The organism is Microbacterium sp. CJ77 (genome assembly GCF_002911615.1).
Taxonomy (GTDB): Bacteria; Actinomycetota; Actinomycetes; order Actinomycetales; family Microbacteriaceae; genus Microbacterium.
This window is the reverse complement of record NZ_PQBR01000006.1, coordinates 767,053-790,510: the sequence shown is the minus strand read 5'-3', so window position 1 is coordinate 790,510 and position 23,458 is coordinate 767,053. Positions and strand designations below refer to the sequence as shown.

Here is a 23,458-nt window from a genome sequence, read left to right as displayed (position 1 = left end):
GAGGCACCATCGTGCGGGCGGGAGGGAGCCGCGGCAATTCGCGTTCTCATAAGATGAGAAGAGTCGTGGTCTTGATCCGGGCGTCGGGCATACGGTGAACGCCCCAGCCGGGACCACCACGATCGCGAATTCGAGGACGAACCGTGACCGATCATTTCGATGCTGTCGTCGTCGGCGGCGGCCACCATGCGACGATCATCGCCCCCTACCTGGCCCGCGCGGGCCTGAATGTCGCGGTGTTCGAAGCCCGCACCCACCTCGGCGGCGGCGCCCAGAGCATGCCGGGGCCTGTCGGCGGCGTCACGCAGAACCCGTGCGCGCACTGGACACGCTTTTACGGCCACCCCGCTTACCGAGACTTCGGGCTGGGCGAACTGGGTCTGCGCTACGTGTTCCCCGAGGGCAACGAGGCGATGGTCTTCGACGACGGCTCGGTGTTCATCGGGTACTCCGCCGCGCGCGTGGTGGACGACAGCGGTCGCGCCGAGCCGTGGGCGGAGGGGGTCGCGCGGACGGAAGCGAACATCCGCGCCTTCAGCCGACGCGACGCCGACGCGTACCTGCGCATCCACGACGCCTACGCCGCGCACATCAAGTCCGCCTTCGGGCGCCAGCGCTTCACCCCGCCGCCGCCGTGGGGAACGCCCGACCCCCTCGAGGCTCTGCTCGAGGCCCCCGGCTCGCTCATCGAGCCGGTGCACCAGTTCATGACGATGCGCCAGCTCGCCTACGACGTGTTCGAGTCCGACGAGCTTCGTACGCTGTTCATGCGCGCCGGCGTCACGTCCACCGGCTGCTACCCCGACGATGTCCCCGGCCTCCAGGGCTTCGTGCACAACCTCGCTCTCGTCCTCTCCCTCGAGCCGGCGGCGATCGCGATCGGCGGGACCGGCGCCATCACCTCCGCCCTCGTGAAGGCGGGACGGATGCGGGGAGTCCGGTACTTCACCGGCACGCGCGTCGACGAGATCGTGCAGGACGGCGGCCGGGCCACCGGTATCCGGCTCGAGGACGGCACCTTCGTCGGAGCGGACGTCGTCGTCAGCGACCTCGGACTCCCCCAGACCGTGCTGCAGCTGCTGCGCCACGGCGAGGTCGCCGAGCGCATCCGCCACCGGCTGCGCAACGTCGTGTACGACCGCGGACAGCTCGTGTGGGCGAACGTGGTCACCCACGAGGCCCCGGACTACGCGGGAACGACCGGGGTGGGCGAGGCCGGGTCCCAACCGCGGCTGTACTGGGGACCGAAGGACCCCGACTGGTTCGCGACCCGCTATCAGGCGCACATCTTCGCGGAGGGGATCTCCCCGCGGATGCTCATGCTCTCCAGCACCGACTCGCAGTGGGACACCACCCGCGCGCCTGATGGGCTCCACATCACGGGCATCGAGGAGTTCACCGCGCCCGCGCGGTTCTTCGACGAGGCGGGCTGGGCGCACCTCGAGCGCGAGTTCGAGCGTCGCATCCGCGCGCAGTGGCCGACCTACGCGCGCAACATGACCGACGACAACATCGCCGCTATCGAGTGGTTCCTGCCCCCGCGCGTGCGAGCGACGCACCCCGACATGATCGAGGGCGGATATGTCGAGGGCGCGCATCTCGCCAGCCAGATGGGGCGATTCCGCCCGATCCCCGAGCTCGCCGACTATCGGACGCTGCTGCCGAACCTCTACAACTGCTCCTCCAACGTGCACTCGGGGTCGGGTATCGGCCGCGGGAGCTCGCTCAACTGCTGGCATCGCATCGCGCAGGACCTCGGGATCGATCCGGACGCGGAGATCCGCCGACCCGAGCCCGCCCTCCTCGAGGCGAACCGGGCGAAGATCTGACCCGAGGGGAGCGAAGATGACCGACGCTGGGGACCGGCACGGCCCGCACAGCGTCATCAACCGCGTCCTCGCGGTACTGGCCACCTTCGAGGGCACGCCCGGTTCGCTCACGGTCGCCGGCATCGCGCAGCGCGCGGACCTCCCGGTGTCCACGACCTACCGGATCGTGGCCTCCCTGGAGGAATGGGGCGCGCTGCGGAAGGGATCGGACGGCAGGTACCAGATCGGCTTCCGGCTCTGGTCGCTCGGGCAGCAGGCGGGACGGCGCCTGCGCGACCGCGCCCATCCGTTCCTGCAGGATCTCTTCGACCTCACCCAGGAGAACGTGCACCTCGCGATCCGCGACGGGCTGCACTCGCTGTACGTCGACAAGGTCTACAACTCCCGCAAGCTCCCCGTGGTCTCCCGGATCGGGGGGCGCCTGCCCCTCCATGCGACCGCCGTGGGTCGCGTCCTGCTCGCCGCCCAGCCCGACTGGTTCGTGGACGCCTACCTCGCACGTGAGTTGGAGAGTCCCACCCCGAACACGGTCACCGACCCGGCGGTGCTGGCGCGGGTGATCGCGGACGTGCGTCGGGAGGGGTTCTCCGTCACGTACGAGCAGATGCGCCTCGGCGCCATCTCCCTCGCGGCCCCCATCGTCTACCAGGAGGAGACGGTCGCATCCGTCGCGCTCGTCTTCGACATCGGCCAGGCCGGCGAGGTCGACCGACTGCGACCCGCTGTGAAGGGGACCGCGGACAAGATCGGCCGGGCGATGCGCGGGGGCAGCGCGGGGGCGGTTCTGCGGCGCGTATCGCCACCGACGTCGGATCGTTTCTCAAGCGATGAGAAACCCGGCTTGCACGGCGCCGGTCCAGGTTGAAGAGTCAAGGCACTCGTTCAAGGAGGAGCAGGATGAGCATCGCCGCACCGACCACCGCAGGACCCGACTACCACGGGTTCGAGCCGTTCAAGCTCACCGATCCGTTCGGGGCCTGGAAGGCCCTGCGCGAGGAGGCCCCCGTCTTCTACGACGACCGCATCGGCTACTGGGTCGTCTCCCGGTACGACGACGTCAAGGCCGTCTTCGACGACTGGGAGACCTTCTCGTCCGCGAACGCCCAGCAGCCGATCCGTCCGCTGGGCGACGCGGCCAAGCGCGTTCTCGCAGACGGCGACTTCACCGCCTACTCGGGCCTGTCCGCGCGGATCCCGCCCGACCACACGCGCATCCGGGCGATCGCCACCAAGGCGTTCACCCCTCGCCGCTATCGCGTGCTGGAGCCCTTCATCCGCGAGAACGTCGACACCCTCATCGACCGGATGGTCGCGAAGGGCGAGCCCGGAGACATCCTCACCGACATCGCGTGGGATCTCCCGACCATCACGATCTTCACGCTCATCGGCGTCCCGGTCGACATGATCGAGACCGTCAAGGCCTGGGCGAGTTCGCGCACCGCCATCACGTGGGGCGACCTCACCGACGACGAGCAGGTGCCGCACGCCGAGAACCTCGTCGCCTACTGGCGGTACTGCCGCAAGCTGGTCGCCGACGCGAAGGAGTCGCCCGGCGACAACCTGGTGTCCGACATGGTGCGCTTCCAGGCCGAGGGGGACGAGATCAGCGACCACGAGATCGCGTCGTTCCTCTACAGCCTGCTGTTCGCGGGTCACGAGACGACGACGACCCTCATCTCCAACACCGTGCGCGAGCTCCTCGCGAACGACCAGTACACGCGCGTCCGCGACGAGCCCGCGCTGATCCCCGGCGCGATCGACGAGGTGCTGCGCGTGAGCGGCAGCATCGTCGCCTGGCGCCGCCATGCGGAGAAAGACGGCGAGATCGCGGGCGTGCCGATCCCGGCCGGCTCGAAGGTGCTGCTGCTCATGGGCGCCGCCAACCGCGACCCCGAGGTCTTCCCGGATCCCGACACCTTCGACATCACCCGCGCCAACGCCCGCGCCCACCTCTCGTTCGGCTACGGCATCCACTACTGCATCGGCAACATGCTCGGCAAGCTGCAGACCCGCATCGCGGTCGAGGAGATCGCCCGGCGCCTGCCGCGGCTGCGACTCGTTCCGGACACCCACATCACGTTCGGCGACAACCTGTCGTTCCGCGTCCCGAACTCCGTCCCCGTTCTCTGGAAGTGACCGCCATGAGCATCCCTCTGAACCAGACCTACACGTTCGCCTTCGACTCCGGCGACGAGCCCACCATCGAGCGCTTGGGCGGCAAGTGCAACAGCCTCGCGATCATGACCTCGGCCGGGATGCCCGTTCCCCCCGGATTCGCGATCACGACGGATGCCTTCGACAAGGTCATGACCGAGACCAGGCTGGGCGCACGCATCGCCGAGATCCTCGTCGGCCTCGACGAGCACGACGTCGCCGAGGTGGATCGCCGGGCCGCACACGTGCGGGAGCTGATCCTGACCCAGGAGATCCCGACCGATGTGCGCGACGAGGTGGTTCTGGCCTACCGCGGGCTGATGGACCGATGCGGCGGCGACGTCGCCGTGGCGGTGCGCTCCAGCGCGACGGCGGAGGACCTGCCCGACGCGAGCTTCGCCGGACAGCAGGACACCTATCTCTGGATCGTGGGCGAGGTCAATGCGCTCCACAAGGTCCGGGAGTGCTGGGCGAGCCTCTACACCGCTCGCGCGATCACGTACCGCATGGCGAACGCGATCCCGGATGAGGGACTCTCGATGGCGGTCGCGGTGCAGAAGATGGTGAACTCCCGCAGCTCGGGCGTGGCGATGACGCTCGACCCGCAGACGGGCGACCGCACGAAGATCGTCATCGAGTCGAGCTGGGGGCTCGGCGAGATGGTCGTGTCGGGTGAGGTGACGCCCGACAACTTCCTGCTCGACAAGGTGATGCTGAGCGTGGTCACCCGTGCGATCAGCGAGAAGGCGGAGGAGCTGGTGCCCAGCGGCCGCGGCAGCATCGTCCGTCGCCCGGTCGACGACGACCGCCGCGGCGCGCCGAGCCTCTCCGACGAGGAGCTGCTCGCCGTCGCGCGCCTCGCCAAGGCCGCCGAGCGCCATTACGGCAAGCCGCAGGACATCGAGTGGGCGATCGACGCCGACCTGGCCGACGGCGAGAACGTCCTGCTGCTGCAGGCGCGACCGGAGACCGTGTGGTCGCCGAAGTCCCCCACCAACACGATCGCCGTCACGTCCCAGGGTTCCGGGATCGCTGCGATCGCCAAGTCGATGCTCTCGAGCCTCGGCATCCGCTGAACCCGCCCCGCCGCTCCACCCGACAGCACGAAACCCGACAGCCCGAGACGACGTCGCTCCCCCGCGAGCGCGTCACGGATGTATCAAAGGAGATGCAATGTCCGACACGACGACGCAGAGGAAGTCCTTCCCCTCGCCCTATGACCTCCAGGCCCCTCCCGGATCCGAGGGGTGGGAGGCGCTCTACCCGTACAACCTCGTCTTCCGCGACGAGTTGCGCGAACAGGAGGACAGCCGCTTCTGGTTCTGCGACAGCCAGCACTGGCCCAACGTGTTCAAGCCGTTCGAGGTGACCGCGGTCGAGTTCGCCAGCCGCAACCTCGGCGCCTACAACACGCGGCATTACCTCGTGCCGCCGGCCAACGGCATCGACTATCGCATCCACAACGGCTACAACTACTTCAGCCCGGTGCCCGTGCCGCCGGACGAGATCGCCGCGCGCGTCCCGCACTTCCTCGAGCGCGCTGGCTACTACTTCCAGAACTGGGAGTCGCTGCTGGAGAAGTGGCACACCAAGGTCACCGACAACATCCGTGCTCTCGAGGCGATCGAGTTCACGCCGCTGCCCGACATGGTCCCGATGGAGACGATCACAGAGGGCGTCGGCTACGACCCGTCGGTGGACCTGTTCGAGGGCTACGACCGGCTCCTCGCCCTGGTGTATCGCAACTGGGAGCACCACATGGAGTTCCTCAACCTCGGCTACGTCGCCTACCTCGACCTGTTCCAGTTCTGCAAGGAGGCGTTCCCCGGCATCCCGGATCTCGCGATCGCCAAAATGGTCGTGGGCGTCGACTCGGTGCTCTTCCGCCCCGACGACGAGCTGAAGAAGCTGTCCACCCTCGCGGTCGAGCTCGACCTGCAGGACGTCTTCGCCCGCGGGGCGGGGAACGCCGCGACGACGCTGGCGGCGCTGCGCGAGGCACCGCGCGGAACCGAGTGGATCCAGGCCTGGGAGGCGGCACAGGATCCGTGGTTCAACTACACCTCCGGCAACGGCTTCTACGGCGACGACCGGTACTGGCGCGACGACCTCGACATCCCGATGGGGTACGTCCGCGACTACGTCGTCCGCGTCGCGGCCGGCGAGAGCCTCGGACGCCCGAAGGACGAGCTGCTGATCGAACGGGACCGCATCGTCGACGAGTACGCGGCCGCGCTCGACGACGAGGCCCGCGCGACCTTCCACGGCAAGCTCGGCCTGGCCCGGACCGTCTACCCCTACGTGGAGGACCACAACTTCTACATCGAGCACTGGACGATGGGCGTCTTCTGGCGCAAGGTGCGTCAGCTGTCGACGATGCTGCACGAGCAGGGCTTCTGGCCGCAGCCGAACGACATGCTGTACCTGAGCCGCGACGAGGTGCGTCCCGTCCTGTTCGACTACGCGAGCGCATGGGCGGTGGGCACCGCGCCGATCGGCCCGACGTACTGGCCGAAGGAGATCGAGCGCAGGCGCGCGATCATCGCCGCTCTCCAGCAGGAGCGCCCGCAGCCGGCGTTCAACACGCCTCCGGAGCAGATCAGCGAGCCCTTCACCATCATGCTCTGGGGCATCACCACCGAGCAGGTGCAGCAGTGGCTGGGCACCGACGACGCCCAGGAGGGCGTGCTCACCGGCATGGCGGCCTCCGGCGGAGTCGTCGAGGGCGTCGCGCGCGTCATCACGAGCCCCTCCCAGCTCGATGAGCTGCAGCAGGGGGAGATCCTCGTCGCTCCCGTGACCGCGCCCAGCTGGGGGCCGGTCTTCGGCAAGATCGCCGCGACCGTCACCGACATCGGCGGGATGATGAGCCACGCGGCGATCGTCTGCCGCGAGTACGGCGTGCCCGCGGTCACCGGCACCGGACGGGCGTCGACCCTGATCACCACGGGAACCCGGTTGCGCGTCGACGGCACGCAGGGCACCGTCATCATCCTCGACTGACCACGATCCGGACGACACCATGACACGCGCATCCCGCTCCCCCGTCAACCTGCTCGGACGAGACGTCTCGGCGCGCATCCCCTCGCGGGATGCCACCAAGGGCATGATCCGGATGGAGGAGCGGGACGCCGCGGTGTGGGAGGCCGCCCTGCCGTTCCTGCGCACCCGCGACAACGATGCGCACACGCTCGTGTCGTACGGCATCGCGCGGGCGCTGCTCGAGATGGTGCCCGAGGGCGATCCGGACGTCGTGCTTCCGGCGATCATCCTGCACGACACGGGCTGGTCCACCGTCGACGAGACCGTTGCGTTCGACGCCATCGCCCCCGACCGTGACGGGAGCCTGCACCACATCGTGATCCAGCACGAGAAGGAGGGCGCGCGCATCGCCCGCGAGGTACTGGGGGCCCTCGGCCATCCGCGGGCGGCGATCGACGAGATCGCCGAGATCATCGACGGCCATGACACCCGCCTGACCGCGCTGAGCGTGAACGATGCGCTTGTGAAGGATGCGGACAAGGTCTGGCGGGTCTCGCCGCACGGCATCGACGTCGCGGTGCCGCGATTCGGCCTCACGCGGGAGGAATCGGCGATCCTCAACGCCTCCCGCGCCGTCGACGACCTGTTCACTCCCGCCGCGCAGGCGATGTCTCGCGCGTTCCTCGCGTGGGAGTGCATGACCGAGAGCCCGCAATGGCTCCAGACCACCCCTCGGGAGCTGGGCGCATGAGCGGGACGCACAGCGGACGCACCGTCGTCATCACCGGCGGCGCGGCGGGCCTCGGCCGCGCCTTCGCGGTCGGCTTCGCCGAGCGCGGCGCGAACGTGGTCGTGGCCGACATCGACGAGCGGGGCTCGGCCGAGACGGTGCGCCGCATCCGGGATACCGGCGGCCGCGCGCTGGCGGTCCGCGCCGACGTGACCGACCGCGCGTCGACTGATGCCCTCATGGCCGCGGCGACCGAGGAATTCGGCGCGCTGCACGCCCTCGTCAACAACGCCGCGATCTACGCGACGATCCACCGGGCGCCGTTCGCGGACATCGACCCCGACGAGTGGGATCGCGTGATGGCCGTGAACGTCAAGGGCACCTGGCAGTGCTCCGCTTCGGCGGTCGCGCGGATGGCGGAGGGCGGCGCGATCGTGAACATCGCGTCGGCCACCGTGTTCAGCGGCTCGCCGCAGTGGATGCACTACGTCGCTTCCAAGGGCGCCGTGATCGGGATGACGCGTACGCTCGCGCGCGAGGTCGGCGGACGCGGGATCACCGCGAACGTGATCGCGCCGGGGTTCACCCTCACCGAGGCGTCCCGCGCGCAGCTGGAGGACGCCGAGACGTACGGCGTCTCCGCGCGCGCCATCCGTCGCGCGAGCGTTCCCGAGGACATCGTCGGCACGGCGCTGTTCCTGACCTCGCCCGACGCCGCCTACATCACGGGCCAGACGATCGTCGTCGACGGCGGCAAGCAATTCATCTGACAAGGAGCAGCACGTGAGCACAGTGGTCTACACCGCGGCCGACGGCACCCGGACGGTGATCGAGGGTCGGCCGGGCGATTCCGTAATGGAGACCGCCGTCCGCAACGGGGTGAAGGGCATCGTGGGCGAGTGCGGGGGCAGCCTGTCCTGCGCGACGTGCCACGTCTTCGTCGAGCCGGAGACGTTCGCGCTGGTCGGCGGCCCGAGCGGGCCGCTGGAGGACGACATGCTGGACGGCACGGCGGTCGAGCGACAGGAGACATCGCGCCTGTCGTGTCAGATCCGGCTGGAGGAAGGCGTGGAGTACCACGTCCGCACGCCGGAGGCTCAGATCTGATGCCCGGGACACTCGTGATCGGCGCCTCGCAGGCGGGCGTCCAGATCGCCGCGACACTGCGCGAGCTCGGAGACGAGGAGCCGATCACGCTCATCGGCGAGGAGCCGCACCGCCCCTACCAGCGTCCTCCCCTGTCGAAGAAGTGGCTCAAGAGCGAGCTCGTCCCGGGCGACGTCATCCTGCGCACGCGCGAGTGGTACGACGGACAGCGGATCGACCTCGTCAGCGGCGACCGGGTCGTGACGATCCGGCGCGACGCGGACGGCACGGGACTGGCCATGACGCAGGGCGGGCGGCAGCTTGCGTTCGACCGCCTCGCCCTGGCCACGGGCTCCTCCGTGCGCCGCCTCACGATCCCCGGCACCGACTTCCACGGCGTGCACTACCTGCGCGACGCCGACGATGCGTATGCCCTCGAAGCGGCGCTCCACGACCCCGCGAACCGGCGGGTGGTCGTCATCGGCGGCGGGTTCATCGGGCTGGAGATCGCGTCCGTCGCCCGCAGCGTCGACAAGGAGGTGACGGTTCTGGAGGCCTCGCCGCGGCTCGTCGGGCGGGTCGTCTCCGAGCAGACGAGCGCCTTCTACCTCGCCGCGCACCGTCGCCGCGGCACGCGGGTCGTGCTGGACGCGCGGCTGCAGCGGATCGTCGGCGGAGCCGCGGACGCCGCGGGCCGCCGCTCGCGGGTGGTCGGCGTCGAGCTCGCCGACGGCGTGCTGATCCCCGCCGACCTCGTCGTGATCGGCATCGGGGTGCTGCCGCGCACGGAACTCGCCATCCAGCTCGGGTTGGAGGTGGCGGGCGGGATCGTCGTGGACGCGCACGCGCGGGCCTCGGACGGGCGCACGGTCGCCGCCGGCGACTGCACCGCCATGCCGAACCCGTACACGCTCGGGGTGCCGGGCCTCACACGGATCGAGAGCGTCAACAACGCGCTCGAGCAGGGCAAGGTCGCCGCGTCGACACTCCTGGGCCGCCCCGCGACGTACGCATCCGTGCCCTGGTTCTGGTCCGACCAGGCCGACCTCAAGCTGCAGATCGCGGGCCTCAGCGCCGGATACGACCACGTGGTCGTGCGGGGCCGCCCGGAGGACGAGCGCTTCTGCGTGCTCTACTACCGCGGCGGCCGGCTCATCTCCGCCGACTGCGTCAACCAGCCCGCCGAGTTCCTCGCCGTCCGCGGCGCGCTCGCCAAGGGGCACACGATCCCGCCCGACCGCGCAGCCGACATGAGCACGCCCCTCAAGCTATCGGTGACCGAGCCGGTCGCGGCCTGACCCGGAGATATCCATGACCCGCTTCCTCCACACGTTCGACAACGTCCAGACGCTCGGCAACGGCCAGTCGCCGCGCCGCGCCTACACCGACCTCGACGACCTGTGGCGCGCGGCGGAGCCGTACATGCGCGCGCGCCGCAACGACATTCACATCCCTCTTTCGTTCTCCTTCGCCGAGCTGCTGCTGGACGACTACCCGGATGCCGACGAGCGGGTCGCGCGCGTCGCGATCCTCCTCCACGACGTCGGCTGGGCGCGGGTGGATGCGGAGGCCATGATCGCGGACGGCTTCCGCTCCGAGAACTGGCGCCAGTCCGACGCACGCATCCTGCACGAGGCGGAGGGCTGCGCGATCGCCCGCGAGCTCCTGCCTCCGCTGGGCTTCGATGACGCGTTCGTGACGAAGGTGACCGACATCATCGATGGTCACGACACCCGTTTGGACCACCGCAGCCTCGAGGACGCCATCGTCCGCGACGCCGATCGCCTCTGGCGGTTCACCCCGACCGGCACGGCCTTCTCCGCGGAATGGTTCGGCCGGACGCCACGCGAGATCGTACGGCAGCTGGAGGACGGGGTGCTCGACGAGCTCATCACGGCCTCCGGCCGCCGCATGGCTGAGGCCGAGCTCGTGCGCACGATCGAGCTGCTGAAGATCGACCTGCTGTAGGAGGACGACCGACATGACGATCCCCGAAGCCCCGCCGCGCACCGCGCTCGCCCGACACCGGGACGCGGCTGCACGCCTGCCCTACCGCCACGTCGACGACGTGTTCATCGGCGGCGAGTACGTCGCGGCCGAGACCGGCGAGAGGCAGGACGTCATCGACCCCGCGACCGCCGAGGCATGGGGATCGGTCCCCGTCGCCTCCGACCGCGACGTCGACCGTGCGGTGCGCGCCGCACGCGCCGCCTTCCCCGGCTGGGCGGGGCTCGCCCCCGGGGAACGCGCGGCGCGGATGCGTGCGTGGGCGGACGCGATCGAGCGGCGGAGCGATCCCCTCGCCGTGACGAACTCTCTCGAGAACGGTTCGCCCCTCGCGGAGACCTCCGGCCAGGCCGCGAACGCCGCCGGGATCATCCGCTACTTCGCGGGCCTCGCAGACATCCTGGAGCGCGAGGACGTCCGCGTCGCCCCGCTGGACCCGACGCAGGCGACGACCGTGCGGCGCGAGCCGATCGGCGTGTGCGCGCTGATCGCTCCGTGGAACTTCCCCATCAATCTCGTCGTCATCAAGCTCGCGCCGGCGCTGATCGCCGGCTGCACGGTCGTGGTGAAGCCGGCGTCTCCGACGCCGCTGTCGATCCGCTTTCTGCTCGATGCCGCCGTCGAGGCGGGCATTCCGGCGGGCGTCGTGAATCTCGTCACCGGCGACGCCCGCGTCGGCGATCGGCTCGTGCGTCATCCGGACGTCGACAAGGTCGCCTTCACCGGGTCGACGCCCGTGGGCCGCCGGATCGCGGCGGCGTGCGGGGAGCTCCTGCGCCCGGTGACGCTCGAACTCGGCGGGAAATCCGCGGCCATCGTCCTCCCGGACGCGGACGTCGCGCATCTGCAGCGCGTGCTCATCCGCTCCTGTCTGCGCAACACGGGTCAGACGTGCTACATCTCGACGCGGCTCATCGTCACCCCCGAGCGCTACGAAGAGGTCGTCGATGCCGTCGCGGCCACGGTCTCGGCCGCCGTCCAGGGCGACCCGCTCGACCCGGCGACGGTGTTCGGCCCCTCGGCGACGCGCGCGCAGCAGGGCATCGTGCGCGACTACATCCGCAGCGGCATTGCGGAGGGCGCGCGGGTCGTCACCGGCGGCGACGTCGAACCCGCGATCGCGGAGGGCTTCTTCGTGACGCCCACCGTCTTCGCCGACGTCACCGCCGAGATGGCGATCGCCCGCGAGGAGATCTTCGGCCCCGTGCTGTCGATCATGCCCGCGCGCGACGTCGACGAGGCGGTCGCCCTCGCGAACGCCACACCGTTCGGTCTCGGCGGCATCGTGTTCGGGCAGAACGAGGACCGCGCCTTCGAGGTCGCCACCCGGGTCGACACGGGCTCGATCGGCATCAATTTCTTCGGCTCGAACCACGCCGCGCCGTTCGGCGGTCGCCGCGACTCGGGCTTGGGCGTCGAGTACGGCGTCGAGGGGCTCAACGCCTACCTCACCTACCAGTCGGTGCACCGCAGGGTGCGCGCGTGACGGGAGTCGTCCTGCGCTGGGGCGTCAAGCGCAGCCTGCAGGAGTACGTACGCTCCGCCGGCGGCGCGATCGAGGCGGGAGACGGTGCCGTCTGGGACGACGACGAGGCGCTCTTTCCCGCGGATCCGCGCATCCCGGGCGGCTTCCGCGGCTTCGTGCGATTCCGGGCGCACGAGGGGATGCTCGACTGGACCGTCGCCGAACCGCGCTTCGAGAAGGACCGGGCGGAGCTCACGGTCCGCGGTCGCGACGGGGCCCGCATCGTGTTCGCCACGATCGTCGGCGACGAGGCGCGCCTGACCGTGGACGGGGCGCTGATGTTGGGCGGCTTCTACGCCACCGGGACGGTCATGGACACCGTCTCCGTCCGGCCCTGACCGGGCGCGGGAGAGAGCGTACGCTCGGATCATGGTCAGCGCTGACGCCACGATCGCGGAGTTGCAGGGGCTGGATCGGTCGGAGTGGCCGGCGTACCTGGCCGAGCACTCGGGCCTGCCCGGCCCGCGCGCCAATCTCCCGTTGGTCGAGACGGTCGCGGGACTCGCTGATGCCCTCGCGATCGACGAACTGGTGCGAAGCGGCGACGAGTACCCGCTGATGTGCGCGGCTGCGGCCCTCGGGCGCCGCGCAGACGATCCCGAGTCCGAGTCGAGGGCACACGACCTTGCCTCCGACGAGCATTGGCGGGTGAGAGAAGGCGTCGCGATCGGCCTCCAGCTGTTGGGCGATGTCGCACCGGCCGCGCTGAGCTCCGTCGTGCTGAGGTGGGCCGACGATCCGGACCCGTGGGTTCAGCGCGCTGCCGCGGCCGCGATCTGCCAGCCGCGTCTCCTGCGCACTCCCGACGCCGCGGCGCTCGCGATCGAGGTCTGCAGACGAGTGACGCGTCAGCTCGCAACGCTTCCCGCCGAGCGCCGCACGCATCCCGATGCGCGGAAGCTCCGGCAGGCGCTCGGATATTGCTGGAGCGTCGCGATCGCCGCCGATCCCATCCCTGGCCTTGCCTCTTTCGCCGATCTGGACACCGCCGATCCCGATATCGCGTGGATCGTGAACCAGAACCGGCACAAGAAGCGCCTGTCCGTTCTGCTCTGACGGCGCACTGCACTGCATCCGCGGGGTGCTCGCGGGGATCTTGGCGATGAGCACGCTGGCCCAGCCCATCCGCGCCTGCGTCATCAGCGCAGGTGCATGCTCTCCGTCACGAGCCGTGCGCCGTAGTCATCAGCCTGAGAGCCGCATCGATCCGAAAGCGGTGATCCACGTCCTTCAGATCCATCGACAGGATCTCCTCGATCCGCATGACCCGGTAGCGCACGGTGTTCGCGTGGACGTGCAGCCGTGCCGCCGTCCGGCCGAGGTGGCGATCGCATTTCAGGTAGGCCGTGAGCGTGCGCAGGTACTCCGTCCCCGATGTCTCATCGGCTGCGGCCAGCGGGCCAAGCAGGTGCTCAATCTGTCGGCCGAGGCGCTCTGACGAGACTCCGCCGGCCAGCGTCGCGTCGATCGTGTTCACCGTGCGAACGCGGGGGCCGTGCTCGTCGGACCGTGCGGACTCCCCGATCGATGCGATGTTGTCGAGGCAGACGCGCAGGTTTTTTGCTCCATCGCATGCTTCGCCGATCACCACGACCCACGGCTCGGAGCCGATCCTGGGGAGGATGCCGTGCTCGATCTTGTCGCGAATGTGCGGGATCCCGTCGGTCGCGTCGAGTAAGGCGACCAGTTCATCGCCCCGACGGCAGAGCGGGGTGTGGGGCAGAACGCTCTCGAGGGCATCGCCCAGTAGTCCGGCGTCGATGTCGGTCGCAGCACCCCGGTGGTTCGGGCGGCGCGCGAAGAGGGCGGGGGCGCGCGAAGGTCCGTGCCATTCGTGATCGAGAAGCTCGTTGAGCTGCGCGTTGCCATCATCCAGGATCGATCTGGCCCGGATCGCAAGATCGGTTAGCAGGCCCCCGATCATCGAGGTCGAGGTGCGCAGCAGCCTCGTCTCCGACCGCGTCAGCTCGCGATTCCCTCGGACGACGAAAGCGAAATCGCCGGTGCGTCCGGCGATGTGCGTCCAGCGCACTTCCGGATCGCGCATGGTTCGGTCGGCCACGACCACGTCGATCGCCGCTCCTTCACGCTGCCGCAGCTCAACCGTCATCCCCAGGTCCTGTGCGAGTATCTCGAGCGCTCTGTGGGCGCCACCACGAAGGCTGAGCGAGTCGGCGACGAGTTCCGTGGTGCGCATCGCGCGGTCCGTTGCGGCGAGCTCCTCCTGGGCGGTAAGGAGAGCGCCCCGCACGGCATCGACTTCGCGAAGCGACGCCACGCATGCTGACAAGGTCTGCGCGATTTGGCCCATGCGATCCAGCTGGACTTCGGTCCAGTCATGCATGTGCCGATCGGCGGCGTAGATGACGCCGAAGATGTGCTCGCCGGCATAGACGGGAAGCGTCAGCGTCGCCAGAATCCCCTCCTGATCGATGACACGCGCCATCACCGGTCCGCGGCGGGGGTCTGCGGCGTAGTTTCGGCACGTCGCGGCGATCCCGTCGAGGGCGACCCGTCCGCCGATGCCCTCACCCAGCGCGAGTGTCCACGACGACGCCATCTCGACGGTCCGAAGGCCCGTGTGGGCACCCATCAGGAGGTGCCCGTCGACGATCGGAGCCACCCAGGACACGTCGCATTCCACCCAGGCGACGACCTCTTCGGTCGCAGCTTTCATCGCCTCGTGGACCGAGCGTGCGGCGAGCAGTTGGCGCAGGAAACGGGCGCGCGGGTCCGCTCCGGCTGGTTCCGGTGTGTCGTCGGTCGGGTGGACCACTGCCCCTCTCCTCTTCGTCGAGTCGGGTGTAGCAGCGATTGTATTCGGCTGTCACGCGCTGACAACCGACAGCCCGAGAACTTTGTCACGACGTGTCTATCGTCGCTCCACGCCACCCGGAAGAGTCAATCGTGCCGTCCGGGAACTCCACCGGCGGACCCGACAACGACGTCAGGAGATCCCATGACCCCTTCCCCCACCGATAACGCTCAGACGGTGCTCGTTGCAGGCGGAGGCCCGATCGGACTGGCAGTCGCGATCGATCTCGCCTTGCGCGGCGTGCGCACGATCGTCTTCGAGGCTCGTCTTCCCGACGAGTCGTTCGGACCGCGTACCAACCAGACCAACGCGCGCTCGATGGAACACTTCCGGCGCTGGGGCATCGCCGACGCACTGAGGCGCAATGACCCGATCGACCCCGAGATGAAGCGCGACGTACGGTTCATGACTCGCGTCGTCGGCGGCCACACCCTGGCCAACCTGGAGGGCGGCGTCGAGTGGGCGGCCCGGTTCCCCTTCGCCGCCGAGACCCCGGAATGGGCGCCGAACCCCGCGATCGAGAAGACCCTCCGCGACCGGGCCGCGGAGCTCTACGAGATCGACCTGCGGTTCGGCATCGAAGTGACAGGCTTCGCGCAGACCGATGATGGAGTCACCGTGGAGTTCGTCGATCGGGACGGCATTGCAGGGTCGGCGAGCGGGGCGTACCTGGTCGGCGCCGACGGCAGCCGCAGCTTCGTCCGCAGGCAGCTGGGCGTCAAGCTCGAAGGCCTGCCGAACCTCACCTCCGCGATGGCCTGGCACGTCCGCGCCCCCAAACTGAAGGAACTCGCCCGTCCCACGGGGCTATCGGCCTTCTACTGGCTGATCAACGAGGACCGCACGGGTCTCATCGTGTTCGCCCAGGACTCCGACGACACCTATCTGTTCTTCGACGCCCCCGCACCGGACGGCGTCGACCCCGACGACTGGTCCTCCGTGAGCGCGTACTATTTGCGCCAGCTGGGAACGGACACCGAGCTCGAATCGCTCGGTGGCGGTCAGCTGATGGTCCACTCCGTGATGGCGCCGCGCTACGACCACGGGCGCGTTCTGCTCGCCGGTGACGCCGCCCACCTGATCTCGCCGTATGGCGGGTTCGGCATGAACATCGGCATCGGCGACGCCGCCGACCTGGGCTGGAAGATCGGTGCAACCCTGCAGGGATGGGGTGGCTCCGCGCTCATCCCCAGCTACAGCCAAGAGCGCCGAGAGGCCGAGGAGTGGATCCTCGACGTGTGCGCGAAGAACACCTCTCTCATCGGACCGAACATGGCACGCGATCACATGGAGCAGGACGGTCCGGGCGGCGACGCGGCACGAGCGGAAGTCACCGAGATGATCTTCGAGAAGAAGGTGTCGGAGCTGAAGAGCATGGGCGCGCAGCTCGGGTACCAATACAACGGGTCCCCGATCATCGCGCATCAACCGAACCCGCCGGAGTCGACCGCCGGCGACTACATCCCCACCGCGTCACCCGGCTCGCGCCTTCCGCACGTCTGGCTCGATGACACGACCTCGCTGTACGACCGGCTGGGGCCATGGTTCACGCTGGTCGTGACGGAGGAGGGACCGGACACCACCCCGTTCGAGGCTGCGGCCCACGACCGAGGTGTCCCGCTGCTCGTCCTCACCCCGGGCTCGCAGGAGCTCGCCGAGTTGTGCGAGGCGAAGCTCGTGCTGGTGCGCCCCGATCAGCACGTCGCATGGCGCGGTGACGTGGCGCCAGCGGATGTCGAGACCCTGATCGACCTGGTGCGTGGGCATGTCTGACCGTCACGTCCGGGTGGGCGGCATCGACTGGGCCTGCACCGAGATGGGCGCGGGGCCGCTCGTGCTCTTTCTCCATGGCACGCTCAGCGGGCGAGTCACCTTCGCCGACACGATGGCGGCAGTCACGGGTCCGTACCGTCTGGTCGCGATCGACTGGCCTGGCCACGGCGAGTCGGGCTGGGACCCGGCAGGGTGGACAGCCGACGACCTGGTGGCGGCGATGCCGGAGCTCGTCTCGGCGCTGGGAGAGGAGTCTGCGATCCTCGTCGGTCTCTCGCAAGGCGGCGCGATCGCCACGCGCACCGCGATCCGCTACCCGGAGCTGGTCGACGCGATGGTGCTCATCAACGCGTCTCCCCAGCCTCCTGGGCCCGATGCGGTCGCCGCGGTCGCAGCGGTCGGCGACGCGCTCGCAGGGGACGACGAGACGGTCAGACGCGATGCGGCGGCAGGGCTCCAGCGCATCTTCCACGCCCCCGGTTGGCTCGATGCACACCCCGACGCAGCCGAGCGCGAGCTCCAGCAGATGCTGGCGCACCCCCGGGAGGGTGTCGCCCTGGCCGCGCGGGTCCCCGCGACTTATCGGCCGGTCAGCGACCAGCTATCCCAGATCCGCTGCCCCACGCTCGTGGTGTGGGGCGAGCGCGACCCCGGCACATCGAGAGGACCGGAGATGGTCGACGCGATCCCTGACGCGGAACTCGTCGTCCTCCCCGGCGCAGGCCACCTGGCAACCCTCGAGGCGGCTGCGCCGACCGCGGCCGCCATCTCGGGATTCCTCGCCCGAGTTCACCCCGACCAGAAATGAGTTGAGACATGTACCTGGCCTCCATCGTGAATCGACCGACGATCTTCGTCGATGGTGCCCCCGTCGACGTCCACGACGCATCCGGCGGCCGCTTCCCCGCCGGGATCGCTGACATCTACGAGGTGTGGGACGAGTTCCGCGCCTGGGCGTCGGAGCAGAACGCCGGGCGTCCGGGCGATATCGACGTCGCCACGCTGGGCGCGCCGTCACCACGACCGTCGCAGGTCTTCGCCATCTCCCTCAACTATCTCGACCATGCGGAGGAGGCCTCGCTGCAGATCCCTGACTTTCCTTCTGTCTTCACAAAATTCCCGTCATGTATCGGCGCTCCGGCCGCACCGGTCGAGATCGCACGTCCGATGACCGACTGGGAGCTCGAGCTCGTCGTGGTGATCGGTCGCGAGGGACACCTCGTGAGCGACGCTGACGGGTGGGACCACGTCGCCGGCCTCACCATCGGTCAGGACATCTCCGACCGGGAGCTCCAGCTCGCGGGGCCTTCGTATCCGCAGTTCAGCCTCGGCAAGTCGTTCCCCGGCTACGGACCGACCGGCCCGTGGCTGGTCAGCCCCGACGAGTTCGACAACCGCGATGACATTGCCCTGCGCTGCATCCTGGACGGGGAGGTGGTGCAGGACTTCCGTACGTCCAACCTCATTTTCAGCATCCCCCGGCTCGTCTCTCTCCTCTCGAGCGTCGTCACCCTGCGCCCAGGCGACCTGATCTTCACCGGTACCTCTTCCGGCGTCGGATTCGCCCGCACCCCGAAGCGTTTCCTGGCTCCGGGTCAGGAGATCGTCAGCGAGGTCGAGGGGATCGGTGCTCTGCGCACCACCCTGGTCGCCTCGGGCTCGTGAGTATCAGATGAGATTCGTCACGTACGCGTCCTCCGACGGCGACAACCGCGTGGGCGTGATCGCCGACGCGGTAGTGCATGGGCTGGATTCGGGGCCCAGCATGGTCGACTTGCTCGACGCCGGTGAGCTCCAGACGCAGGGCGAGAGGGCTTTGAGACGGCCCGCCGAGGTCGTCGAGTTGGACAAGGCGCTGCTCCGAAGTCCGCTGCAACCGCGGTCGATCCGCGACTGCGCGGGGTTCCTCCAGCACCTGCGAAACGTGTCTTCGGCGATCGATATGCCCGTGGACGAGCGATTCGAGACCTTCCCGCCCGCGTACTTCACGAACCCGGATGTGCGCTTCGGCCCACGCGACGATGTCCCGATGGCGCCCGACACCGAGATGTTCGACTTCGAGCTCGAGATTGCGGCGGTCATCGGACGGGTCGGATGCGACATCCCGCTCGCCGATGCGGAGTCCCATATCGCGGGCTTCATGGTCTACTGCGACTGGAGCTCGCGGGATCTGCAGATGAAGGAGATGCCGTTGCGCCTCGGGCCGGGCAAGGGCAAGGACACCGCCAACACGCTGGGACCCGCTCTCGTGACTCCCGACGAGATCGAGCCGTTCCGGTCGGGTGCAGGCTACGACCTGGAGATGACCGTGCGCGTCGATGACGAACTCGTCAGCCATGGGCGCTGGAGTTCGATCGACTGGGGCTTCGCCGACATGATCGCGTTCGCATCGCGCGGAACGAGGCTGCGGCCGGGCGACGTGATCGGTTCAGGCACCGTCGAGAGCGGATGCCTATTCGAGCAATACGTCACCGATCGCCAGAACTTCCGTGGATGGCTGCAGCCAGGCGACGATGTCCGGCTCGCGGTGGAGCAGCTGGGCGAGCTGCGCCACCGAGTCGTCGCAGCGCCGACGGCCGAACGTCTGAGCACGGGGTACTGAGATGGAGCTCACCCTCCGTTCCCTGCTGGTCGGCGGGATTGCCCGCTTCGGCGACCGGGCGGCGCTGCTCGGCCCAGACGGCCGCACCCTCAACTACCGCCAACTGGAGCGCAGCGCGGATCGGCTCGCCCACCTGCTCGTCGCCGCCGGGGTCTCGCCCGGTGATCCGGTTGCGCTTCTGATGGGGAACCGCGTGGAATGGGTCGTCGCCGACCAGGCGATCCTGCGTGCGGGTGGAGCGAAGGTCCCGATCAACCCGATGCTGTCCGCCGCCGAGATGGCTTACATCCTGGCCGACAGCGGCGCGACGGTCGCGCTCGCCGACGACACTCTCGCCGCGGTGGCGCGCGACGCCGGGGTCGCCCAGGTGATCGAGCTCGGCGAGGCGTGGGAGCGGGCGCTCGCGACCGAGACGGACGGACCGCCGGACGTGAAGGTCGCACCCGCGGACATCGCGCTCATCCTGTACACGGGCGGCACTACCGGCCGGCAGAAGGGCGTGCTGCACACCCAGGAAGCGCTCGCGGTCAACCTCCTCGCCCACGACATCGAGATCGGCATTCTCGATGACGAGCGGATCCCCCTGACCGCGCCGCTCGCCCATTCCGCGGGCTTCCTCCTGAACGCCGGGCTGCTGAAGGGCGCCTTCCACGTACTGGCGACGCGCTTCGACGCGAGCACGGTCATCGACACGGTCATCGAGCACGCGATCACCGTGCTCTTTCTCGTGCCGACGATGATCTACCGTCTCCTCGACGCCGACCACCGCGAGGGCGAGATCGTGTCGTTGCGCACCATCCTCTACGGAGCGGCGCCGATCACGCTCGAGCGGCTAGAACAGGGGATTGAACGGTTCGGGCCGGTCTTCATGCAGCTGTACGGGCAGTCCGAGGCGCCGAACTTCCTCACCCGTCTGACACGGGAGGACCATGACCCGGCGCATCCCGACCGGCTCTCCAGCTGCGGACGAGCGGCGGCCTTGGTATCGGTGGCGGTGCTCGATGACGACGACCGCCCTGTGCCGACGGGCCAGGTGGGCGAGATCTGCGCGCGGGCACCGTACGTCATGACTGGGTACCGGGGAATGCCGGAGAAGACGGCCGAGACCCTTCGGGGTGGGTGGCTCCACACCGGTGACATCGGCACGATCGATGCCGACGGCTTCGTGCATCTCCTCGACCGCAAGAACGACATGGTGATCACCGGCGGGTTCAACGTCTACACCACAGAGGTAGAGCAGGTGATCGCTGGCGTCGCCGGCGTACGGCAGACGGCAGTGGTGGGCATCCCTCATCCCGATTGGGGCGAGGCCGTCGTCGCCTACGTGGTCGCCGAGGAGGGTTTCGACGACGATTCTGTCCGAGTCGCGTGCGACGACGCCCTCGGTCGCTACAAGCAGCCGAAGGCCGTGGTGCGCGTCGATGTCCTCCCGACCACCGCGGTGGGCAAGGTCGACAAAGTCGCCCTCCGCCAGGCATGGCCGGGGTGGACGGAGCGGATGCGATGAGCGGCTCTGTCTACATCACGGGAGTCGCATGCACTCCCTTCGGCAAGCATCCGGAGCGCTCGATCAAGGAAATGGTCACCGCCGTGGTGGACGAGGTGCTGGCTGACGCCGGCAGCTCGCCGGAGGAGGTGGGATTCGTCGCGGTCGGCAATGCGATCGGATCGCTGATGACCGGTCAGGCGATGATCCAGGGCCAGCTGGCCCTGCTCGACACCGGCCTGGCTGGAGTCCCCATCGTCAACATCGAGAACGCGTGCGCGTCGAGTTCGAGCGCCCTTCTTCTCGCGGTCAACGCAGTCCGCGCCGGAGCCTGCGAGACAGCTCTCGCGATCGGTGTCGAGAAGATGACCTCCCCCGACAAGGCGCGTGCGTTCGACGCGCTCGCGACAGGGGTCGACATCACGGCTGCCGGCGTGGGGCGCCCTGGCGCATCCGTCTTCATGAGCATCTACGCCCAGGAGGCACGCGACTACATGGCGGCCACCGGCGCGACCATCGAGGCCTTCGCCCACGCCGCCTCAACCGCACGGCTGCACGGCAGCCTGAACCCCCGCGCCCAGTACCGTTCGGCGGCGACACCGCAGGAGATCCTCGAGTCGCGGGTCATCGACGACCCGCTTCGACTCCTCATGTGCTCACCGGTAGGTGATGGGGCGGCCGCGGTCCTTGTCTCGTCGCGACCGCGGACCGATGCCGCGATCGCCGTGCGCAGCATCGCGCTTCGGTCCGGGCGACGCGCGGAGGGCGGCGAACTCATCCGACGCACCGCAGCGGAGGCATTCGCCACAGCGGGACGCCGCCCGACCGACGTCGACGTGCTCGAGGTGCACGACGCCGCAAGCTCGGCCGGTTTGGTCGCTCTCGAGGAGATCGGCGCCGTCGAGCACGGACACGCTTGGCGCCGCGCGCTCGACGGCGACCTCCGTTTCGACGGTTCTCTCCCGGTGAACACCGGTGGCGGGCTGGTGAGCAGGGGCCACCCGGTCGGTGCGACCGGTGCCGCGCAGATCGTCGAGCTCGTCGATCAGCTGCTCGGTCGCGCAGGAGGTCGGCAGGTGCCTGATGCGCGTGTTGCCGTAGCGCAGAACGCCGGCGGCGCCGTCACCACCGCGCCGTACACGTCCGCGGTCTGCAGCGTGACCGTCTTGGAACGCGACTGAGGCCACCTTGGCCGCAGTCGAAAGGAAAGGAGCAAAGATGACCACCACAGGATCCGTCAGCGCGATGGGGTATATCGCGCTGGGGTCGAGGGATCTCCCCGCCTCGACCCGTATGGCCGCCGACGTGCTCGGCCTGAGATCGGTGGAGAACACGGCCACGCGCGCCTACCTGTCCGCAGCCGACACCCACCACGAGCTGGTCTATGTGAAATCGGACGTGGAGGGCGTCGACCACATCGGCCTGGTCGCGCCCGACAGTGACAACCTCGCGGCCATCCGGGAGAAGGTCCGGCGCGGCGGTTGGCGCGTCCTCGCCGAGCAACCCATCGAGGAGCACATCGAGGAGGGCTTCGCCTTCATTGGGCCTGAGGGGTTCACCTGGCACGTCTACCGTGGCATGTCGATCTTCGACAACCGCACGGGAGGCTTCGGCCCGGATCGGTACGGACATGTCAACCTCAAGGTGCGCGACTCGGTCGCGATGGTCTCGTTCCTCGTCGATGTCTTCGGGTTCACGGTCTCGGACCGCATCGGGGAAGACTTCGCCTTCTTCCTTCGCTGCAATCCGGAACACCACGGCATCGCCGTCGTGAAAGCGGCCGGTCACCAGCCCTCACTTCATCACCACGCCTGGCAGGCTCAGAGCATCACCGATCTCGGCAAGCTCGCCGACCGTTTGGCGAAATCGGGATCTCGGTTGTTCTGGGGTCCGACCCGTCATGGGGCCGGGCACAACATCGCGGCATACTACATCGAGCCGGGTGCGGCCCTGGTCGAGCTATACACCGATATGGAGATGATCTACGACCCGCGCCGGGACGCCATCGTGTGGGCGTTCGAGGATCCGGGTTGGCTCAGCCAGTGGGACGGCCTCTCGCCGGAGAACATGCTGGAGTTCGGGGTGCCCACGATCAGTCGCTGACGTCGCCCTCGGGCCGGTGAGGAGCACGGTCACGCTCCGAGGCACGACGGGCGGCAGCATCCCTGGCGCAGATGACCCCTCGACCGGCTTGGTCGTGCGAGCAACCGGGGGATGCGCAAGTGGCGCTGGAGGCCAGCGATACCTACACGATGGTCGTGCCAGAACTCGCTGGCAAAAAACTCACTCCCAGACACGGCGAAGCCCTGACGAGAGTCATCTCATCAGGGCTTTTCTGTCGGGATGACAGGATTTGAACCTGCGACCCCCTGACCCCCAGTCAGGTGCGCTACCAAGCTGCGCCACATCCCGTTGTTCACTTTTCAGCCCCCGCCTGAGCGCGGACAACTCCCCCATCTTACCCGAGCG

Annotated in this window: 21 protein-coding genes and 1 tRNA gene; 20 read left to right on the top strand and 2 right to left on the bottom strand. The window is 68.9% G+C overall.

What is annotated here, in order from left to right; all coding sequences use genetic code 11:
- Window positions 1–143: 143 nt before the first annotated feature.
- The 13 genes from C2868_RS04475 (at window position 144) to C2868_RS04415 (ending at window position 13,369) form a co-directional block, all read left to right on the top strand.
- Window positions 144–1,829, top strand: coding sequence for an NAD(P)/FAD-dependent oxidoreductase (locus C2868_RS04475; protein WP_103663003.1), 1,686 nt, complete (start codon window positions 144–146; stop codon window positions 1,827–1,829).
- A 16-nt stretch (window positions 1,830–1,845) separates the two neighbouring features.
- Window positions 1,846–2,694 (top strand): IclR family transcriptional regulator, encoded by an 849-nt coding sequence (locus C2868_RS04470; protein ID WP_181003338.1) that lies wholly within the window; start codon window positions 1,846–1,848, stop codon window positions 2,692–2,694.
- A 32-nt stretch (window positions 2,695–2,726) separates the two neighbouring features.
- Complete coding sequence (locus C2868_RS04465) at window positions 2,727–3,965, top strand: cytochrome P450 (protein WP_103663001.1); 1,239 nt, start codon at window positions 2,727–2,729, stop codon at window positions 3,963–3,965.
- A gap of 5 nt (window positions 3,966–3,970) precedes the next feature.
- The gene (locus tag C2868_RS04460) at window positions 3,971–5,059 is read left to right on the top strand and encodes a PEP/pyruvate-binding domain-containing protein (protein ID WP_103663000.1); all 1,089 of its coding nucleotides are present in this window, start codon (window positions 3,971–3,973) and stop codon (window positions 5,057–5,059) included.
- A gap of 97 nt (window positions 5,060–5,156) precedes the next feature.
- On the top strand, window positions 5,157–6,986 hold the full coding sequence (locus C2868_RS04455; protein WP_103662999.1) for a PEP-utilizing enzyme: 1,830 nt from the start codon (window positions 5,157–5,159) through the stop codon (window positions 6,984–6,986).
- 19 nt (window positions 6,987–7,005) lie between these two features.
- On the top strand, window positions 7,006–7,716 hold the full coding sequence (locus C2868_RS04450; RefSeq protein ID WP_103662998.1) for an HD domain-containing protein: 711 nt from the start codon (window positions 7,006–7,008) through the stop codon (window positions 7,714–7,716).
- The gene (locus C2868_RS04445) at window positions 7,713–8,465 is read left to right on the top strand and encodes an SDR family NAD(P)-dependent oxidoreductase (protein WP_103662997.1); all 753 of its coding nucleotides are present in this window, start codon (window positions 7,713–7,715) and stop codon (window positions 8,463–8,465) included. Before C2868_RS04450 ends, C2868_RS04445 begins: the two co-directional genes overlap by 4 nt.
- A 13-nt stretch (window positions 8,466–8,478) precedes the next feature.
- Window positions 8,479–8,802, top strand: coding sequence for a 2Fe-2S iron-sulfur cluster-binding protein (locus C2868_RS04440; RefSeq protein WP_100811180.1), 324 nt, complete (start codon window positions 8,479–8,481; stop codon window positions 8,800–8,802).
- Complete coding sequence (locus C2868_RS04435; protein ID WP_103662996.1) at window positions 8,802–10,079, top strand: NAD(P)/FAD-dependent oxidoreductase; 1,278 nt, start codon at window positions 8,802–8,804, stop codon at window positions 10,077–10,079. Before C2868_RS04440 ends, C2868_RS04435 begins: the two co-directional genes overlap by 1 nt.
- A 13-nt stretch (window positions 10,080–10,092) precedes the next feature.
- Window positions 10,093–10,749 carry an HD domain-containing protein gene (locus tag C2868_RS04430; protein ID WP_103662995.1) on the top strand — a complete coding sequence of 219 codons (657 nt, stop codon included), beginning with the start codon at window positions 10,093–10,095 and terminating at the stop codon, window positions 10,747–10,749.
- Between the two features lie 13 nt (window positions 10,750–10,762).
- Window positions 10,763–12,274, top strand: coding sequence for an aldehyde dehydrogenase (locus C2868_RS04425; protein WP_103662994.1), 1,512 nt, complete (start codon window positions 10,763–10,765; stop codon window positions 12,272–12,274).
- On the top strand, window positions 12,271–12,651 hold the full coding sequence (locus tag C2868_RS04420) for an HtaA domain-containing protein (protein ID WP_100811184.1): 381 nt from the start codon (window positions 12,271–12,273) through the stop codon (window positions 12,649–12,651). The genes C2868_RS04425 and C2868_RS04420 overlap by 4 nt, the downstream gene beginning before the upstream one ends.
- A gap of 31 nt (window positions 12,652–12,682) precedes the next feature.
- The gene (locus C2868_RS04415; RefSeq protein ID WP_100811185.1) at window positions 12,683–13,369 is read left to right on the top strand and encodes a HEAT repeat domain-containing protein; all 687 of its coding nucleotides are present in this window, start codon (window positions 12,683–12,685) and stop codon (window positions 13,367–13,369) included.
- Between the two features lie 106 nt (window positions 13,370–13,475).
- Here the strand turns inward: C2868_RS04415 and C2868_RS04410 are convergent, their stop codons facing one another.
- Window positions 13,476–15,089, bottom strand: coding sequence for a helix-turn-helix domain-containing protein (locus C2868_RS04410; protein ID WP_103662993.1), 1,614 nt, complete (start codon window positions 15,087–15,089; stop codon window positions 13,476–13,478).
- Window positions 15,090–15,272: 183 nt separating this feature from the next.
- Here C2868_RS04410 and C2868_RS04405 point away from each other — a divergent pair, with 183 nt between their 5' ends.
- The 7 genes from C2868_RS04405 to C2868_RS04375 are packed head-to-tail and all read left to right on the top strand — an operon-like array spanning window position 15,273 to window position 23,092.
- Window positions 15,273–16,901 (top strand): FAD-dependent monooxygenase, encoded by a 1,629-nt coding sequence (locus C2868_RS04405; protein WP_100811188.1) that lies wholly within the window; start codon window positions 15,273–15,275, stop codon window positions 16,899–16,901.
- On the top strand, window positions 16,894–17,709 hold the full coding sequence (locus C2868_RS04400) for an alpha/beta fold hydrolase (protein WP_157813927.1): 816 nt from the start codon (window positions 16,894–16,896) through the stop codon (window positions 17,707–17,709). Before C2868_RS04405 ends, C2868_RS04400 begins: the two co-directional genes overlap by 8 nt.
- An 8-nt stretch (window positions 17,710–17,717) precedes the next feature.
- Window positions 17,718–18,566: a fumarylacetoacetate hydrolase family protein gene (locus tag C2868_RS04395; RefSeq protein WP_100811190.1), complete on the top strand. Its 849-nt coding sequence runs from the start codon at window positions 17,718–17,720 to the stop codon at window positions 18,564–18,566.
- A gap of 7 nt (window positions 18,567–18,573) precedes the next feature.
- Window positions 18,574–19,503 (top strand): fumarylacetoacetate hydrolase family protein, encoded by a 930-nt coding sequence (locus tag C2868_RS04390; RefSeq protein ID WP_100811390.1) that lies wholly within the window; start codon window positions 18,574–18,576, stop codon window positions 19,501–19,503.
- Between the two features lies 1 nt (window position 19,504).
- A complete protein-coding gene (locus tag C2868_RS04385) occupies window positions 19,505–21,010 on the top strand; it encodes an AMP-binding protein (protein ID WP_100811191.1) in 1,506 nt (501 codons plus the stop codon).
- Window positions 21,007–22,170, top strand: coding sequence for a thiolase family protein (locus tag C2868_RS04380; RefSeq protein ID WP_100811391.1), 1,164 nt, complete (start codon window positions 21,007–21,009; stop codon window positions 22,168–22,170). The genes C2868_RS04385 and C2868_RS04380 overlap by 4 nt, the downstream gene beginning before the upstream one ends.
- 37 nt (window positions 22,171–22,207) lie before the next feature.
- Window positions 22,208–23,092, top strand: a complete 885-nt coding sequence (locus C2868_RS04375; protein WP_100811192.1) for a VOC family protein — start codon at window positions 22,208–22,210, stop codon at window positions 23,090–23,092.
- A 235-nt stretch (window positions 23,093–23,327) separates the two neighbouring features.
- On the opposite strand, the gene C2868_RS04370 is transcribed toward C2868_RS04375, so the two are convergent.
- Window positions 23,328–23,401: transfer RNA gene (locus C2868_RS04370), tRNA-Pro, on the bottom strand.
- Window positions 23,402–23,458: the final 57 nt, after the last annotated feature.